At 52.6% G+C, this 13,781-nt stretch carries 17 protein-coding genes, 2 tRNA genes and 2 rRNA genes; 5 read left to right on the top strand and 16 right to left on the bottom strand.

Features of this window, described 5'->3' with window-relative positions; genetic code table 11:
- The first annotated feature begins 71 nt into the window (after positions 1-71).
- The gene (locus KNP68_RS13180) at positions 72-254 is read left to right on the top strand and encodes a PspC domain-containing protein (RefSeq protein WP_029596204.1); all 183 of its coding nucleotides are present in this window, start codon (positions 72-74) and stop codon (positions 252-254) included.
- Positions 255-286: 32 nt separating this feature from the next.
- Here the strand turns inward: KNP68_RS13180 and KNP68_RS13185 are convergent, their stop codons facing one another.
- From KNP68_RS13185 to KNP68_RS13200, 4 genes are all read right to left on the bottom strand, one after another.
- Positions 287-1,633, bottom strand: a complete 1,347-nt coding sequence (locus KNP68_RS13185) for an FAD-dependent oxidoreductase (RefSeq protein ID WP_214756779.1) — start codon at positions 1,631-1,633, stop codon at positions 287-289.
- Positions 1,634-1,824: 191 nt separating this feature from the next.
- A complete protein-coding gene (gene tatC, locus KNP68_RS13190) occupies positions 1,825-2,613 on the bottom strand; it encodes a twin-arginine translocase subunit TatC (protein WP_214799895.1) in 789 nt (262 codons plus the stop codon).
- A 2-nt stretch (positions 2,614-2,615) separates the two neighbouring features.
- Positions 2,616-2,834 carry a twin-arginine translocase TatA/TatE family subunit gene (locus tag KNP68_RS13195; RefSeq protein ID WP_021065382.1) on the bottom strand — a complete coding sequence of 73 codons (219 nt, stop codon included), beginning with the start codon at positions 2,832-2,834 and terminating at the stop codon, positions 2,616-2,618.
- Complete coding sequence (locus KNP68_RS13200; protein ID WP_021065383.1) at positions 2,834-3,490, bottom strand: redox-sensing transcriptional repressor Rex; 657 nt, start codon at positions 3,488-3,490, stop codon at positions 2,834-2,836. Before KNP68_RS13200 ends, KNP68_RS13195 begins: the two co-directional genes overlap by 1 nt.
- 149 nt (positions 3,491-3,639) lie before the next feature.
- Between KNP68_RS13200 and KNP68_RS13205 the strand changes: the two genes are divergently transcribed.
- Together KNP68_RS13205 and KNP68_RS13210 are read left to right on the top strand one after the other, a co-directional pair.
- On the top strand, positions 3,640-5,541 hold the full coding sequence (locus tag KNP68_RS13205) for an ABC-F family ATP-binding cassette domain-containing protein (RefSeq protein ID WP_214799897.1): 1,902 nt from the start codon (positions 3,640-3,642) through the stop codon (positions 5,539-5,541).
- On the top strand, positions 5,538-5,945 hold the full coding sequence (locus tag KNP68_RS13210) for a hypothetical protein (RefSeq protein WP_214799899.1): 408 nt from the start codon (positions 5,538-5,540) through the stop codon (positions 5,943-5,945). Before KNP68_RS13205 ends, KNP68_RS13210 begins: the two co-directional genes overlap by 4 nt.
- Positions 5,946-5,992: 47 nt before the next feature.
- Here the strand turns inward: KNP68_RS13210 and KNP68_RS13215 are convergent, their stop codons facing one another.
- The 7 genes from KNP68_RS13215 to KNP68_RS13245 form a co-directional block, all read right to left on the bottom strand.
- Positions 5,993-6,559, bottom strand: coding sequence for a hypothetical protein (locus tag KNP68_RS13215; RefSeq protein ID WP_021065386.1), 567 nt, complete (start codon positions 6,557-6,559; stop codon positions 5,993-5,995).
- 14 nt (positions 6,560-6,573) lie between these two features.
- Positions 6,574-7,596 carry a tRNA (adenosine(37)-N6)-threonylcarbamoyltransferase complex transferase subunit TsaD gene (gene tsaD / locus KNP68_RS13220; protein WP_029596211.1) on the bottom strand — a complete coding sequence of 341 codons (1,023 nt, stop codon included), beginning with the start codon at positions 7,594-7,596 and terminating at the stop codon, positions 6,574-6,576.
- The gene (gene rimI / locus KNP68_RS13225; protein ID WP_131472768.1) at positions 7,593-8,054 is read right to left on the bottom strand and encodes a ribosomal protein S18-alanine N-acetyltransferase; all 462 of its coding nucleotides are present in this window, start codon (positions 8,052-8,054) and stop codon (positions 7,593-7,595) included. Before rimI ends, tsaD begins: the two co-directional genes overlap by 4 nt.
- Entirely contained in the window at positions 8,047-8,703 is a 657-nt protein-coding gene (gene tsaB, locus KNP68_RS13230) for a tRNA (adenosine(37)-N6)-threonylcarbamoyltransferase complex dimerization subunit type 1 TsaB (protein ID WP_214799902.1), read from the bottom strand. Before tsaB ends, rimI begins: the two co-directional genes overlap by 8 nt.
- Positions 8,700-9,149 (bottom strand): tRNA (adenosine(37)-N6)-threonylcarbamoyltransferase complex ATPase subunit type 1 TsaE, encoded by a 450-nt coding sequence (gene tsaE, locus KNP68_RS13235; protein ID WP_029596214.1) that lies wholly within the window; start codon positions 9,147-9,149, stop codon positions 8,700-8,702. The genes tsaB and tsaE overlap by 4 nt, the downstream gene beginning before the upstream one ends.
- Before the next feature lie 106 nt (positions 9,150-9,255).
- Positions 9,256-9,332: transfer RNA gene (locus tag KNP68_RS13240), tRNA-Met, on the bottom strand.
- Between the two features lie 25 nt (positions 9,333-9,357).
- Positions 9,358-9,434 (bottom strand) — tRNA-Met (locus KNP68_RS13245).
- Between the two features lie 139 nt (positions 9,435-9,573).
- Here KNP68_RS13245 and KNP68_RS13250 point away from each other — a divergent pair.
- Complete coding sequence (locus tag KNP68_RS13250) at positions 9,574-10,356, top strand: sporulation protein (RefSeq protein ID WP_131472764.1); 783 nt, start codon at positions 9,574-9,576, stop codon at positions 10,354-10,356.
- Here KNP68_RS13250 and KNP68_RS13255 read toward each other — a convergent pair.
- Positions 10,351-10,983, bottom strand: coding sequence for a uridine kinase family protein (locus KNP68_RS13255; protein ID WP_029596216.1), 633 nt, complete (start codon positions 10,981-10,983; stop codon positions 10,351-10,353). The two genes, KNP68_RS13250 and KNP68_RS13255, sit on opposite strands and share 6 nt — an antisense overlap.
- Positions 10,984-11,034: 51 nt before the next feature.
- On the opposite strand from KNP68_RS13255, the gene KNP68_RS13260 reads away from it, so the two are divergent.
- Complete coding sequence (locus KNP68_RS13260; protein WP_029596217.1) at positions 11,035-11,412, top strand: HIT family protein; 378 nt, start codon at positions 11,035-11,037, stop codon at positions 11,410-11,412.
- A 9-nt stretch (positions 11,413-11,421) separates the two neighbouring features.
- On the opposite strand, the gene KNP68_RS13265 is transcribed toward KNP68_RS13260, so the two are convergent.
- The 4 genes from KNP68_RS13265 to rrf (KNP68_RS13280) all read right to left on the bottom strand — a co-directional run bounded on the left by KNP68_RS13265 (position 11,422) and on the right by rrf (KNP68_RS13280) (position 13,672).
- Positions 11,422-12,360: a coiled-coil domain-containing protein gene (locus tag KNP68_RS13265; protein ID WP_131472760.1), complete on the bottom strand. Its 939-nt coding sequence runs from the start codon at positions 12,358-12,360 to the stop codon at positions 11,422-11,424.
- Positions 12,353-13,222, bottom strand: coding sequence for a GNAT family N-acetyltransferase (locus KNP68_RS13270; protein ID WP_021065395.1), 870 nt, complete (start codon positions 13,220-13,222; stop codon positions 12,353-12,355). Before KNP68_RS13270 ends, KNP68_RS13265 begins: the two co-directional genes overlap by 8 nt.
- Positions 13,223-13,326: 104 nt before the next feature.
- A 5S ribosomal RNA gene (gene rrf / locus KNP68_RS13275) occupies positions 13,327-13,442 on the bottom strand.
- Positions 13,443-13,556: 114 nt separating this feature from the next.
- Positions 13,557-13,672 (bottom strand): 5S ribosomal RNA (gene rrf / locus KNP68_RS13280).
- Positions 13,673-13,781: the final 109 nt, after the last annotated feature.

Here is a 13,781-nt window from a genome sequence, read left to right on the forward strand (position 1 = left end):
GTGCATTGTACGCTTGCCACCAATTTATATGGTAAAATTTTCATATCATATGTGAGATAGGAGCCATGCTTATGCAACGTCCGCTTCGCAAATCCGCCACGAACCGCTCACTCTTCGGTGTCTGCGGCGGCATCGCTGAATACTTCGAATTATCCCCGCTCGGCGTTCGTCTGCTCTTTTTAATCGTACCGGGGAACGTCCTCATCTACATGATTCTCGCCAACTCGATGAAGGACGCCCCACGCTATCTATAAAAAAACTCGGAAGCCGCGGCTCCCGAGTTTTTTTATGCGTTGACTTTATCTTTCATCGCCGCGAGCGCCCCACTGTTGATGAAGTGCCATGGCTTGTTGTAGTGCGGTTGGAAGAAGAAGTCGACATAGGCAAGCTCTTCAACCGTCATCTCGTTTTGGATGGCGAGCGACAACGTGTTGACCGCTTGCGTCATGTCCGCTTTCGAGAGGACTTGTCCTCCGACGACGCGGTGTGTGCCGACTTCATAGACGAGTTTGAACTGAACCGGTTCCGCTGTCGGCATGAACTCCGGACGGTACGCATCCTCAATCATGACGCTCTCGACGTCAAGACCGAACAGGCCGGCCGCTTCTTCCGTGAGACCTGATGAAGCAATGTTCCAATCGTAGAGACGGAGACCTGACGTTCCTTGCGTCCCTTGATAACGGACACGCGGTGCAATCAAGTTCTCAGCGACGAGCGTTCCCATGCGGACGGCATTCGTCGCGAGCGGGATGTAGGCGTGTGTGCGCGCCGGGTTGTAATAGACGGCACAGCTGTCACCAGCGGCGAAGACGTCCGGGTTGCTCGTGCGCATATACTCGTCGACGATGATGGCGCCGTTGCCGAGCATGTCGACTTGGCCTTGAAGGAGTCCCGTGTTCGGGCGGAAGCCGACACAGAGGATGACGAGGTCAGCCTCGAACTCACCTTTATCGGTCACGACGTGCGTGACGTTTCCATCTGTCCCGCGGAACGCTTCGACCGTCTGGCCGAGCTCGAGGTCGATGCCACGTGACGTCATGTCCGCTTCAAGTTGATCCGTGAACGACTTGTCGAGGTACTTGTTCAAGATGCGGTCGGCGCTATCGATGAACGTGACGTGTTTGCCGTACACTTCGAACGCTTCGACGAGCTCGACGCCGATATAGCCGGCACCGATGACGGCGATGTTCGTCGCGTCTTTTGCCCGCTCGATGATGCGTTGGGCGTGGCCATAGTTTTTGCAGAGCTCAATCCCAGTCATCTCGATGCCAGGAAGCGTCGGGACGATCGGCCATGAACCAGTCGTGACGATCAAACGGTCGAACGTGTCATAGACGTCTTCTCCCGTGTCGAGGTTTTTCGCATGGACCGTCTTCGCTTCCGTGTCGATGTTCAATACGTCGTGCTTCATGCGCATCGTCGCGCCGAGTTCTTCGAGCTCTGTCGGTGACGCATAGAAAAGCTCTTCCGCACGTTTGACGACACCACCGACGTGAAGGGCGATCCCACACGAGAGGAAGCTGACGTTGTCGTTCCGCTCATACACCGTGATATCGAGATTGTCGTGCTTGGCGAGTAATCCTTTGACGGCTGCTGTTCCTGCGTGTGTACATCCGATGACTGCGATTTTCATATGGTTGTCTCTCCTTTGAGTGTTAGGCAAGTTAGTGTTTGTGATAAATATCACATTCGCTTTCTGAACTTAGTGTACTATTTCACAAGAAGGTTTGACAATCCTTTTGCTCACTTTTTCACGTAAATATGTCGAAAGTTTGAACACCCACTGTGACAACAAAAAAGCACCGTCCCGTTAAGGAACGATGCTCACTTCTCATTCATTTGTTTCATCAAATCCATCTGCTCTTTCACCATCGCCTCTTTCTCACGACGGAGCACGCCCCGGTACGTGATGCGTGAAATCGATAAGCTGATTTCATACAAGAAGAAGAGCGGCAATGACACCATGAGATGCGACGTCAAATCCGGCGGCGTGATGAACGCGGCGATGACGAACAAGGCGAAGTACGCATACTTCCGAATTTTTGATAAGAAGTACGGCGTCACGACACCGATGCGCGTCAAGAACATCGTCACGACCGGCAACTGGAACAACAGTCCGAATGGGATGGTCAGTTGCAGCAAGAACGTGAAGTAGTTCGACGCCCCGATGATTTGCGTTAGCCCGAGGTCTTGCCCGAGGTCCGTCGAGATATCGAGGACGAGCGGGAACAACCAATAATAGGCGAACGCGAGACCGATCAGGAACAAGATGAAGATGATCGGGATATAGGCGAGCGTCGCTTTCCGCTCGTTCGGATGCAGACCAGGTGCGACGAACGCCCACAGTTGATACAGTAGAAACGGACCGGATGCGACGAGCCCGATGACGAGCGCCAAGTTCAAGTAAATCATGAGCGGGTCCGCGACCCCAAAGGCGTTCAGTTCGAGCCCTCGTTCGACGAGGTCCGCCTGCAGATAGGCGAGCACGTATTTGACACTCGGCAAAGCGATCAAAAAGAAGGCAAAGACGACAAATGCCGACAGCATCAGTCGTCTCCGCAGCTCTGTCAAGTGATCGGACAGCGCCCGCTCTTGATCAGGTTGATGATTCATGATTACTGCTCTTTCTTCTCAAGTTCTTTCTTATCTTTCTCGTCATGTTCGTTCATCATGCCGTTCGTGGCATTTTTGAACTCACGGAGCGTTTGACCAGCGGCGCGTCCGAATTCAGGCAATTTCTTCGGCCCGAAGATGATGAGCGCGACGATGGCGATAATGAAGATACTTGCGCCTCCTGGAATACCGACGACGAGCAACGATGATAGTAATTCCATTATTGATGGACCCCCTCAGCAGATGGATAGTGTTGCATAAAGTAAATGAGCGACTGGAGTTCGATCGACAAGTCGATGTGATGGACGCGGACCGTGTCCGGCACCGTAAGACGGGCCGGCGTGAAGTTCAAGATGCCTTTGATGCCGAAGCGGACCAAGTCATCCGCGACAGGCTGCGCATAGGTAGACGGCACCGTTAAGATGGCGACGTCAATCTTGTTTTGTTTCATGATCTGTTCCATCTCATCCACGTGATGAATCGGGACACCGGACATCGTCGTGCCGACTTTTGTCTCGTCTGCGTCGAACCCGACGACGATATGTGTGTTATTGTTTTTAAGGAAGTTATAGTTGACGAAAGCTGTCCCAAGATGACCAACCCCGACTAAGGCGACGTTCGTAATCTCGTCCTGATTCAGTGTCTTACGGAAAAAGTCTAACAGATACTGTACGTTATAGCCATATCCCTTTTTACCGAGCGCACCGAAGTACGAGAAATCGCGACGGATCGTGGCCGAATCGACCTTGACCGCCTCGCTCAGTTCAGCAGAAGAGACACGCTGTTTTCCTGATGAATGTAGGCTTTGGATAAACCGATAGTATAGTGGCAACCGTTTGGCTGTCGCTTGCGGAATCTTTGGTTCGTTTTGACTCAACGGAAAGAGCCTCCTTTTTACGACGCGTTTCAAACGAATCTAATTTCATACACCTTGATTGTAAACGAATTCACATGACCACTCAATGAATATACCTGAAAAGGGGAAGAAATAAAGTATACTAAATAGAGAGAAAGGGGTTTTTTCACTTGATCCTACTGCAAGTCAATAACTTATCGAAATCATTCGGCGTCGAGCCGATTTTAGAGAACGTCAAACTCGAAATTCAAGAAGGCGAACGCGTCGCGCTTGTCGGCCGTAACGGTGCCGGCAAGTCGACATTGCTCAAAGTCATCGCCGGGGAATACAACTACGACTCGGGCGACATCATGAAGCCAAAAGACGTCACCATCGGCTACCTGGCCCAAGATTCAGGACTCGAATCCAACGAGACAATTTGGAATGAGATGCTTACTGTCTTCATTGATTTAATCGAACAAGAAAAGACGCTGCGCCGCATGGAGCAAGACATGGGTTCAGAGCGCATTTTGAACGACCCGGCCGCCTATGAGCGCCTGCTGTCGTCTTACGATGAAGAACAGCATACGTTCAAAGACCGCGGCGGCTATCAATACGAGGCAACAATCCGCTCCGTTCTTCACGGGATGCGTTTCTATCCGGACGATTTCGAACGCCGCATCGACACGCTCTCCGGCGGACAACGGACGCGCCTCGCCCTCGCGAAAATGCTGCTCCAAAGTCCGGACCTGCTCATCCTGGATGAGCCGACGAACCACTTGGATATTGAGACGCTCGGCTGGCTCGAGAAGTATTTGAGCGGCTATAAAGGCGCCGTCCTCATCGTCTCCCACGACCGCTACTTCCTCGACCGCGTCGTCTCGGTCGTCTATGAGCTGTCACGCCACCGGAGCCGTCGCTTCGTCGGCAACTATACGAAGTATCTCGAACAGAAGGCCGCCATCTACGAGCAAGAGAAGAAGCAGTTCGAGTCGCAACAAGAAGAAATCGCCAAAATGCAGGACTTCATCCAGCGTAACATCGCCCGGGCGACGACGACGAAGCGGGCCCAGAGTGTCCGCAAGCGTCTCGAGAAAGTCGACCGGATGGAAGCGCCGGACGGTGATGAGCGCAGTGCCGTCCTCTCGTTCTCGATCAAGCGCCAAAGCGGGAACGACGTGTTGAGCGGGAGCGACCTCGCCATCGGCTATGAGGAACCGATTGCCCAGCAGCTCCGCTTCCAATTGCAGCGCGGCGAATCGGTCGCCCTCGTCGGCCCGAACGGGGTCGGCAAATCGACGCTTTTGAAAGTGTTGACGAAACAACAGCCGGCCCTTCAAGGGGACATCCGCTACGGCACCGGCGTCGAGATCGGCTACTATGACCAGGAGCAACAGAACTTGTCGGACGCCAACCGCGTCATCGATGAGATTTGGAACGACTGGCCGCTCATGCGCGAGCAAGAAGTGCGGAGCCTGCTAGGCCAGTTCCTGTTCAGCGGCGACGACGTCATGAAGCGCGTCCATGAACTGTCGGGTGGAGAGCGGGCCCGTTTGACGCTCGCGAAACTGAAGCTCGAACAACCGAACTTGCTCATCTTGGATGAACCGACGAACCACTTGGACCTCGACTCGAAGATGATTCTCGAGAACGCCCTCGTCGACTATCCGGGCACGATCCTATTCGTCTCGCATGACCGTTACTTCATCGACCGGCTCGCGACGCGCGTCTTAGAGATCACGCCGAACGGGATCGACGAGTACCTCGGCGATTACTCGTATTACGTCGAGAAGAAAGAAGAACTCGAAGAGCTGGCCCGACTCGCCCGCGAAGAGACGAAACAAGTCATCGTCAAGAAACAGCGCGCCGACAAGGAACAGCAACGCGAGGAACGCCGGATGAAACAACGAATCGAGGAAATCGAGCTCACGATCGAACAACACGAGGCACGCCTCGAGGAGATCGAGCAACTGTTGTGTGAACCGGACGTCTTCAACGACTTCGCTCGGGCACAGGAACTGTCGACCGAGTCCGACGCGACGAAAGAATCGATCACGGCACTGTACGCGGAATGGGAGGAGCTCCATTCATGATGCGATTCCGTGCGATGCGAATCGAATGGATGCACGCCTTTCTTACCGGTCTCGCCTATATCGTGCCGACGGGGACGGAATTCGTATCCGAGCTGATTCGCGGGGAACCGACGATCGTTCCGTCGTTCCTGTTTTATTTCTTGCCGGTCGTCATCGGCTTCATCATCCAGACGTGGAGCGGGATTGTGATCAGTTTGTTGAGCGGCCTGCTTATGAGCACCCTGTTTATCCGCCTCGTCGTCTGGCCAGTCGATGTGACCGTGCACAGTTTTTACGCCCCGGGCTCGGTGTGGGGACACTTCTATCAGTCGACGCTCCTCATGTGGGTGCTCGCACTAATTGTCTACGTCGTGAGCCGGGTGAACATGTGGTACAAACAGAACAAACATCATCCGGACGTATAAAAAAGGGAAGCCGTCTCCAACGTGGAGACCGGCTTCCCTTTTAACAGTTAGAAATAACGTAGCGGCTGGAATCCGCGTGTATGGAAGTCGAGCTTGAGGCCGTCTTCCGTGATAAAGAACACGTACTCGTTCGTATCGACGTCACGGACGAACACTTTATAGAACGTGAGTGTCTCCTCACGGTTCGTCACATACTTCGCCTCATGCGTCGAGATCACTTGCGCGAACAATTGCTCTTCGTCAAACTCGTTGACGATATCCTCGAACTTCGCCGCTTCTTCTTCGGTCGCTTCTCGTCCCGGCGCAATCTCGTAATACGCGTCGCTCGCTTTCGGCTGAACGCCGAGGTTGCGGTCGACGACGATGACGCTCTCGATATTTTGATCGTCTAGGCTCTTATAGCCGTACAACGTCTCGACGAGCGTGTTCTCACCCGTGACCCGGCCGATGCCTTCGAGCGATTCCGCTCCTGTGAGTGAACGGACGCGTGTCGCTTCCGGCACGATTTCTTCTTGATAGGCGATATTATAGGCGCGGATAATCTCCCGTACTTGCAAAAACGTCGCGACGACGAGCAGTACGACCAGACCTCCAATAATGATGCGTTTCGTCATGTCTCTATTTCCCCCTAGACTGTCATGCTCTCTTCTAAGGATAACCCAGGAACCGCATTCATCGCCAGTGTATCGCGCTTTCCGCGCACATACGCGTGATGTGCCGCCACCCCGATCATACCGGCATTATCTCCGCATAGATCAAGTGGTGGGATGACGAGGCGGATGCCTTCGCGGTCCGTCGCTTCTTGAAGCGCAGTACGGAGTCCACGGTTAGCTGCGACGCCACCTGCGACGAGCAATTGTTTCGCTCCTTTTTCTTTTACGGCACGAATCGCTTTTTCGACGAGCACTTCGACGACGCTCGCTTGGAAACTGGCCGCCAAGTTTTCAGGGATGACCGTCTCCCCACGCTGTTCGGCGTTATGGACGGCGTTGATGACTGACGACTTGAGCCCGCTGAAGCTGAAGTCAAAACTTCCTGCCTCGAGCCGAACCCGTGGGAACTTATACGTGTCTTCCCCGTTAGCCGCGAGACGGTCGATGGCCGGGCCGCCCGGGTAAGGCAGGCTGAGCGTTCGTGCGACTTTGTCGTACGCTTCTCCGGCCGCATCGTCACGCGTCTCACCGATGACTTCGAACACACCGTGCTCGGGCATATAGACGAGCTCTGTGTGTCCGCCTGAAACGACGAGACAGACGAGTGGGAACTCCATCTCCTCGACGAGTTCGTTCGCGTAAATATGTCCGGCGATATGGTGGACGCCGATGAGCGGTTTACTATGGGCGAACGCGAGCGCTTTGGCCGCACTGATGCCGACGAGCAGCGCCCCGACGAGACCAGGTCCTTGTGTGACCGCGACGGCGTCGACGTCTTGCATCGTCACGCCGGCTTCACTGAGGGCGTCATCGATGACGTACGTGATTCGTTCGACGTGGTGGCGCGAGGCGACCTCGGGCACGACCCCACCGAACCGTTTATGACTTTCAATCTGCGACGAGACGACGTTCGATAAGAGCGTCTTGCCGTCACGCACGAGCGCGACCGACGTCTCATCACAGCTCGACTCAATCGCGAGAATGAGCGATGTGTTCATTCTGATTCACTTCCTAACTTCGCCCAGTAGATATAGGCGTCTTCATTATTGTCTTGATAGTACCGTTTCCGGCGACCGGCGTTTTCAAAACCGAACTGTTCATACAGCTTTTGGGCACCGATATTCGAGACGCGCACTTCGAGCGTGAGCGCCGCCAGTGACTTCGAGCGGGCGAATTCAACGAGTTGCGTCAACAGCAGATTGCCGATACCATGCCCACGATATTCCGGCAAGACGGCGATGTTCGTGATATGTCCTTCGTCCACGATTTGCCAGACACCGACGAATCCGACGACGCGGCGTTCATGGACGGCGACGAAATAGACGGCCTGCTCATTCTTGAGCATCTCGTTCATGAACGCTTCTTTCGTCCATGGGATGGCGAACGACGCTTCTTCGACTTTGGTCACTTCCTCGACATCGAGCCAGTTCATGCGCCGGATTTTAATGTCAGCCATGGTTTTGTCCCTCGAGCCATTTCGCTTCCGCTTCAGCAAGACGGAGATATTCAGGCTCAAACGCATGAACATCGTTCGTGACGTCACCTAACGCGACGAGATCGCTTGCCCGGCCATAGCTATGCGCGGCCGGTGCTTCGGTATAGTCGTAAGACGCGAGTACGTCACGGAACGGCTCGACATCACCGACGACGACGAACGGTCCTGTGATAGTGGCTTCAAGCCAAGCAGCGACCGATGCGTGACGGTCGGGCGTCACAGCCTCGTTCTGCTGATAGTGACCGATATACGCATTGCCACGACGGGCGTCGATGAGCGCAACGACCGGGAGCTCCGTATTCGGGGCCGCCGCCATGAGACGGAGCGCCGAGACCCCGACGAGCGGGAGTTGAAGCGTGTAGGCGAGCGTCTTCGCGGTCGTGACACCGATGCGGATACCCGTATAAGATCCCGGACCTGTCGTCACGACGATACGTTCGAGCTCGGTCGGTGTCCATTTGACCGCATTCATCAGTTGTTCAATCATCGGCATGAGCGTGACGGCATGGTTTTTCGAGACCATGACCGTCGCCTCGGCTTGAATCTGTCCGTGTTCACTGAGGGCAACAGATAGACGTGTCGTCGCCGTATCAATCATCAGTTGCTTCATGCGAGCACCTCCTTCACCAGCGCATCATAGACGTCGCCGACGGGCGCGAACGTCAGTTGACGTTCCTCGTCCCCGATTCGCTCGATTGTGATGGCGAGCCGTTCCGTCGGAAGTGATGACTCGATCAAGTTCGACCATTCGACGATGGCGACACCATCGCCGTTGATGTATTCTTCGAGGCCGATATCGTCCCCCGTATCTTCGAGACGATAGACGTCCATATGGTAGAGCGGCAAGCGCCCTTGATATTGCTTCATGATCGTAAACGTCGGGCTGTTGACGTTGCGCGTCACACCGAGGCCTTTACCAAAGCCCTGGGTGAACGTCGTCTTACCGGCACCGAGGTCGCCGTTCAACGTTATGACCGTCCCGGCTTTGACAAGTGTGGCCAACTTCTCTGCCACTGCCTGCGTCTCAGCCGCAGAATGGGTAATCAATGTATACATGATGTTTCTCCTTTAGTCGATTCTAGCGATACGTACTCATTGTACACTCAATTTTACGCAAAAAAAAACACGAAACGTCATCGTTTCGCTATCTCATTTAAAAAATTGGTTGCGGGGGCTGGATTTGAACCAACGACCTTCGGGTTATGAGCCCGACGAGCTACCAGACTGCTCCACCCCGCGACGACATATGAAATTAAATAAAAATTGGTTGCGGGGGCCGGATTTGAACCGACGACCTTCGGGTTATGAGCCCGACGAGCTACCAGACTGCTCCACCCCGCGATGGTTTGAATTGTTTCGACATCCTCTATAATAAGTGAAGTAGTTATATAATGCAACCTTTTTCTTCATGTTTTTTCAGAATTGGAATCGGGAACATTTAAAAGAGTGCAATCTATAAGAGAAAAGGAGCGCGACCGTCATGTCGAAATGGGGTAATCGCTTTAAAAAATGGTTCTTTTCCGAACTGGACGCATCCGTCTATTTTCACACCGTCCCGTTCATTCCGAACGAGACCGTCCATGGAACGCTGCGGGTGTTGAACACCACTTCGCATGTCGTGCGCCTGCAAGAGTTGACGCTCAATTTTATGACGACGTTCAAAGATATCACGCTCGAAGGCAATGAATTCAATCGGGAGGCCGACTTGCAAGAAGTTCCAATCGCCCTATCGGCCGTGCTCGAACCAGGTGCTGAAGAACACATCCCGTTCACGTTCGATTTGACGATGTATGCCCCCTCCACCGCCGGAGCTCCATATAGCGTCGAAGCGACCGTTTGGGACACCGATGGAAAACGGGTCTGGTTCGATGTCATCGAGAAAGTCGAAGTCGAACCGCTCCCTGCCTTGAAACGATTATTGGAGGCGACTGAACACGCCGGGCTCGAGCTCATGTTCGTCCGTAACGTTATCGACCCGATCGGAGAAGAACGACCGTATCCGTTCGTCGAGAAGTATGGATTCAAACCGGTCGGTGACTGGGCCGACGAGTTCGAAGTCGTCAAATCGTTCTGGCGGGTCGACGAGGACGGGGTCGACGTCTATTACTGGCTCGACAATATCGAGAAGCAACGTACACTCGAGTCAATCGCCAATGACGTCACGATGCGCCATCGCTCGCTCACGTGGGACCAACTCGAACGCGAGCAAGACCGGCTCGGCCTCGGCATTCAAGAGACGTTACGTAGCCACCGTTCTTCATGAGCGGTGGTTTTCAATTGTCCAAACATCGTTACTCGTCGAGACGATCGTTTGGAACTTTTCGCGCTGCGGATGCATGAACAGCTCGTATTGGAGTCGACGCTCTTCGTGCGAAGCCTGTAAATATGTGAGATCCATTCCCCGTTGCTGGATATCTCGAACGGAACGTCGCGCAAACTCAGTATCACTGTCGGTATATAGATAAGCCGAAACATCCCACGAATCTGCAGCGAGGAACGCGACGCTCATGCCTTCGATGATGGTGATCCGTTTTGTCGGGTCAATCCACGTTCGTTCAAGGTATGGAACGTCAATCGTGAAAAAACCGATCCCTTCACGCACCATACGAACATCACGCTCTAGTGAAGGTAGATGGTGCGCGGACGGATGACAAGCTGTCATCTTATAATGATGCTCCTGCCCGTCGACCGTGTAATCGAGCATAGCGCTCTTCCGTAACATCGAGTCCGTGATATATGGATCGGTATTGATGTAGTTTACGTCTCCGAGGCGCTCGCGTAGGGCGTCTGCAAATATCGTCTTCCCGGCACCCCCGTGTCCCGAGATGGCGATAATCGTGCGCTCCTCTCGTTCGGCCTGGGCAACCATCATATCAATCAATTCATTCATAATGCTCCCCCTTTTGGTACACTTCATATAGAAAGGAAGTGTACCAATCCGATGTCAACTTGTCCATTTTGTCATCCTCAACTTGACCCGTCTCAGACGATCGTCGCCGAGAATGAGACATGCTACTTCTTGATGCACGACCGTGAGCAGGACTTGCTCGTCGGCTCTGGCGTTATCGTCCCAAAACAACATCGGGCGACGACGTTCGATCTCACGCCTTCGGAATGGCGCGATACATACGAGTTACTCCACGAAGCAAAGTCCTTCCTCGAGAAGACGTATGGTCCTGATGGGTATACGCTTGGCTGGAACGTCGGAACGGCGTCAAACCAGACCGTCCCTCACGCCCACCTGCACGTTATCCCTCGATACGCCGACGGACCGCACGCGGGTAAAGGTTTACGCCATTGGTTGAAACGACCAGAATAACCAAACAGCTCATCGTGTGAGGATGAGCTGTTTTCGTTTCGTTTCTATTTCTTCGAGTTGTTGTTCTAGACGTTCTACTTCTCTCGTCATTTTCTCAATCAGTTGAGCGATTTCACGATCGAGTCCTTTTACCTTGTCTAGCGAATCATTGATTCGTCCATGCATCGTCCACTCAGAAAAGATGTCATCGAGGAAGTAGTCAGCGAATTGAATGAGCGAACCGCGTTCGATTTGTAAGCCACTGACGACTCCTTTCACGTCAGCCAACTCCCGCGAGAAGCGCTCGAGCGCAGCTTGAAGTTCATGCATCTTCCGTTCCGAAGCATCGATGGCATCATGTTTCATCGCTGTCGCAATCAAGCCGCCTCCAAAGAACGTATCATACGTCGACCAACCTTTCGCACTGTCGAGATGTTTAAGTGTTCTCGAGATGGCCGTCCGTGCTGAATTTCCAGCGACGATGGCTTCTTTATATTCAACAAGCACCTCATTCATTTTTACCTGTTGATCCGTGAGTCGATATAATTCTTCCCTAACAGTAAAATCTTGCTTCAAATGAGTTTCCTTCTCTTTTAGGAAGGTCTCCCATTTCGCGTCGATTCCACGATACGTCTCAAATGTTTCATATAAGTCACGACGCTCAAGCGCTAACTCATCCACCATCGCCTCATGTTCCCGTAACTTCAATTCGGCCCGGGCCGCCTCTTCTAATTCAATCGTTTTTTGTTCGTTGAATGTTCCCCTTAGCTTACGCCATGCGTTGACGAGCGAGAATGAATCTAAGTCATAGACATCGCGCTGTTCCTTCGTAAACGAATTGAGAAGTTGCTTTCGCACAGCTTCATGTTCGGCAATTTGCTTGTCGAGTGTTTTTAATTTACGGGCGAGTCGGTCCCGTTCTGCCATCTGTTGTTGTAAGTCGTGTTGGGTTTGGTAGAGATCACTCATAACGTTTTATTCCTCCAGTTTCTTTTCGATAATATTCTAACAGGTCTTTGACGTGTACCCCGTCAATCGTTAAGCCGTCAATCGATGAGTCCTTGATTTGGACACCATCGAGCCGACAGTTTTCAAAAAATGTATTCGTCAGGTTTGTATGGAAGAACGTCGTCGGCCTCCCTGATTCGTACATGGTGACGAAACGATACTGAGAACCAGATAGATTCAAATCATCAAACTCCGTCTCTCTGAAGTTGATATTCCGAAATTGGCTCTTCGTGAAATTACAGTTGTGCGCCTGAAGCTCTGAGACGTTACTATTCGTGATGGAGACACGACTCGCATCCATCCCATACGCTTGAGCACCTGTAATGGAAAGCTCTTCATAGCGCAATATCATGTGATCTGTCCGTTGCTTCACTCGTTTGACGAAACAAACTTCCTGATCTGATTCGAAGACGGATTGGTAACCAGCTGCTCGATAAAATGCCACGTTGTTAGGTTGGGCTGTGGATGTCTCCAACTCCCAAATTCGAACAGTCGGATGAAGCTCCTCGATTGATTGTAGTGCCCGTTTCCCAATCCCTTTACCTTGTCTATATGGATGGATAAAGATGCGGTCTATCCGGCCATAATCTTGCCCTGTCAACGTCACGACGGCTCCACCGACGACTTGTCCTTCAAGCTCGATGACGTAGCATGTCAATTGTTCAATCAAGTACAGGCTCATCGCCTCGTCATCATAACCGGGTGGTTCAATATTTAAGTCTCGATATGGTAGTCGGAGACGGTCTGCCTCTTGTTTAAAACTTGCCCGTGAAACCTCAGTGAATATCGTCTGGTCTGAGGTTGTAGCTTCACGAATGTGCATGATGATTCCCCCTCTTCACGTGTTTATACGCAAAGAAAGAATTAAAGGTTTCGAGAACGACAAAAAAGGACGATCGAGCATTTGCTCAATCGTCCTTTGCGTTGGCCTAGCAACGTCCTATCCTCACAGGGGGAGACCCCCAACTACTTTCGGCGCTGAAGTACTTAACTTCCGTGTTCGGCATGGGAACGGGTGTGACCACTTCGCTATCGCCACTAGACAATTATTATATTAACATATCGATTAGGATAAAGCAATACTATTAGGTAATTTTGTTTAAAATAATCACATAAAGAAAGACGACCGAGCGGATGCTCGATCGTCTTTCGCGTTGGCCTGGCAACGTCCTATCCTCACAGGGGGAGACCCCCAACTACTTTCGGCGCTGAAGCGCTTAACTTCCGTGTTCGGCATGGGAACGGGTGTGACCACTTCGCCATCGCCACCAGACATAGAGAGATCGTTCTCTCAAAACTGAAGACTCATCAATTCACACAAACCATTAGACTAGATCAAAGCCTCGACCGATTAGTATCATTCAGCTCCACACGTCGCCGTG

It is taken from the genome of Exiguobacterium sp. s50 (assembly GCF_018618175.1).
Classification (GTDB): Bacteria; Bacillota; Bacilli; order Exiguobacteriales; family Exiguobacteriaceae; genus Exiguobacterium; species Exiguobacterium chiriqhucha.

Bases quoted from the DNA above. Each gene is read 5' to 3' on its own strand.
- rimI (WP_131472768.1), bottom strand. From the start codon at position 8,054: ATGGCTGACATTAAAATCCGGCGCATGAACTGGCTCGATGTCGAGGAA.
- KNP68_RS13270 (WP_021065395.1), bottom strand. From the start codon at position 13,222: ATGCACATTCGTGAAGCTACAACCTCAGACCAGACGATATTCACTGAG.
- KNP68_RS13255 (WP_029596216.1), bottom strand. From the start codon at position 10,983: ATGAATGAATTGATTGATATGATGGTTGCCCAGGCCGAACGAGAGGAG.
- tsaB (WP_214799902.1), bottom strand. From the start codon at position 8,703: ATGAAGCAACTGATGATTGATACGGCGACGACACGTCTATCTGTTGCC.
- KNP68_RS13195 (WP_021065382.1), bottom strand. From the start codon at position 2,834: ATGGAATTACTATCATCGTTGCTCGTCGTCGGTATTCCAGGAGGCGCA.
- KNP68_RS13185 (WP_214756779.1), bottom strand. From the start codon at position 1,633: ATGAAAATCGCAGTCATCGGATGTACACACGCAGGAACAGCAGCCGTC.
- tatC (WP_214799895.1), bottom strand. From the start codon at position 2,613: ATGAATCATCAACCTGATCAAGAGCGGGCGCTGTCCGATCACTTGACA.
- tsaE (WP_029596214.1), bottom strand. From the start codon at position 9,149: ATGTATACATTGATTACCCATTCTGCGGCTGAGACGCAGGCAGTGGCA.
- KNP68_RS13180 (WP_029596204.1), top strand. From the start codon at position 72: ATGCAACGTCCGCTTCGCAAATCCGCCACGAACCGCTCACTCTTCGGT.
- KNP68_RS13215 (WP_021065386.1), bottom strand. From the start codon at position 6,559: ATGACGAAACGCATCATTATTGGAGGTCTGGTCGTACTGCTCGTCGTC.
- tsaD (WP_029596211.1), bottom strand. From the start codon at position 7,596: ATGAACACATCGCTCATTCTCGCGATTGAGTCGAGCTGTGATGAGACG.
- KNP68_RS13210 (WP_214799899.1), top strand. From the start codon at position 5,538: ATGATGCGATTCCGTGCGATGCGAATCGAATGGATGCACGCCTTTCTT.
- KNP68_RS13260 (WP_029596217.1), top strand. From the start codon at position 11,035: ATGTCAACTTGTCCATTTTGTCATCCTCAACTTGACCCGTCTCAGACG.
- KNP68_RS13250 (WP_131472764.1), top strand. From the start codon at position 9,574: ATGTCGAAATGGGGTAATCGCTTTAAAAAATGGTTCTTTTCCGAACTG.
- KNP68_RS13265 (WP_131472760.1), bottom strand. From the start codon at position 12,360: ATGAGTGATCTCTACCAAACCCAACACGACTTACAACAACAGATGGCA.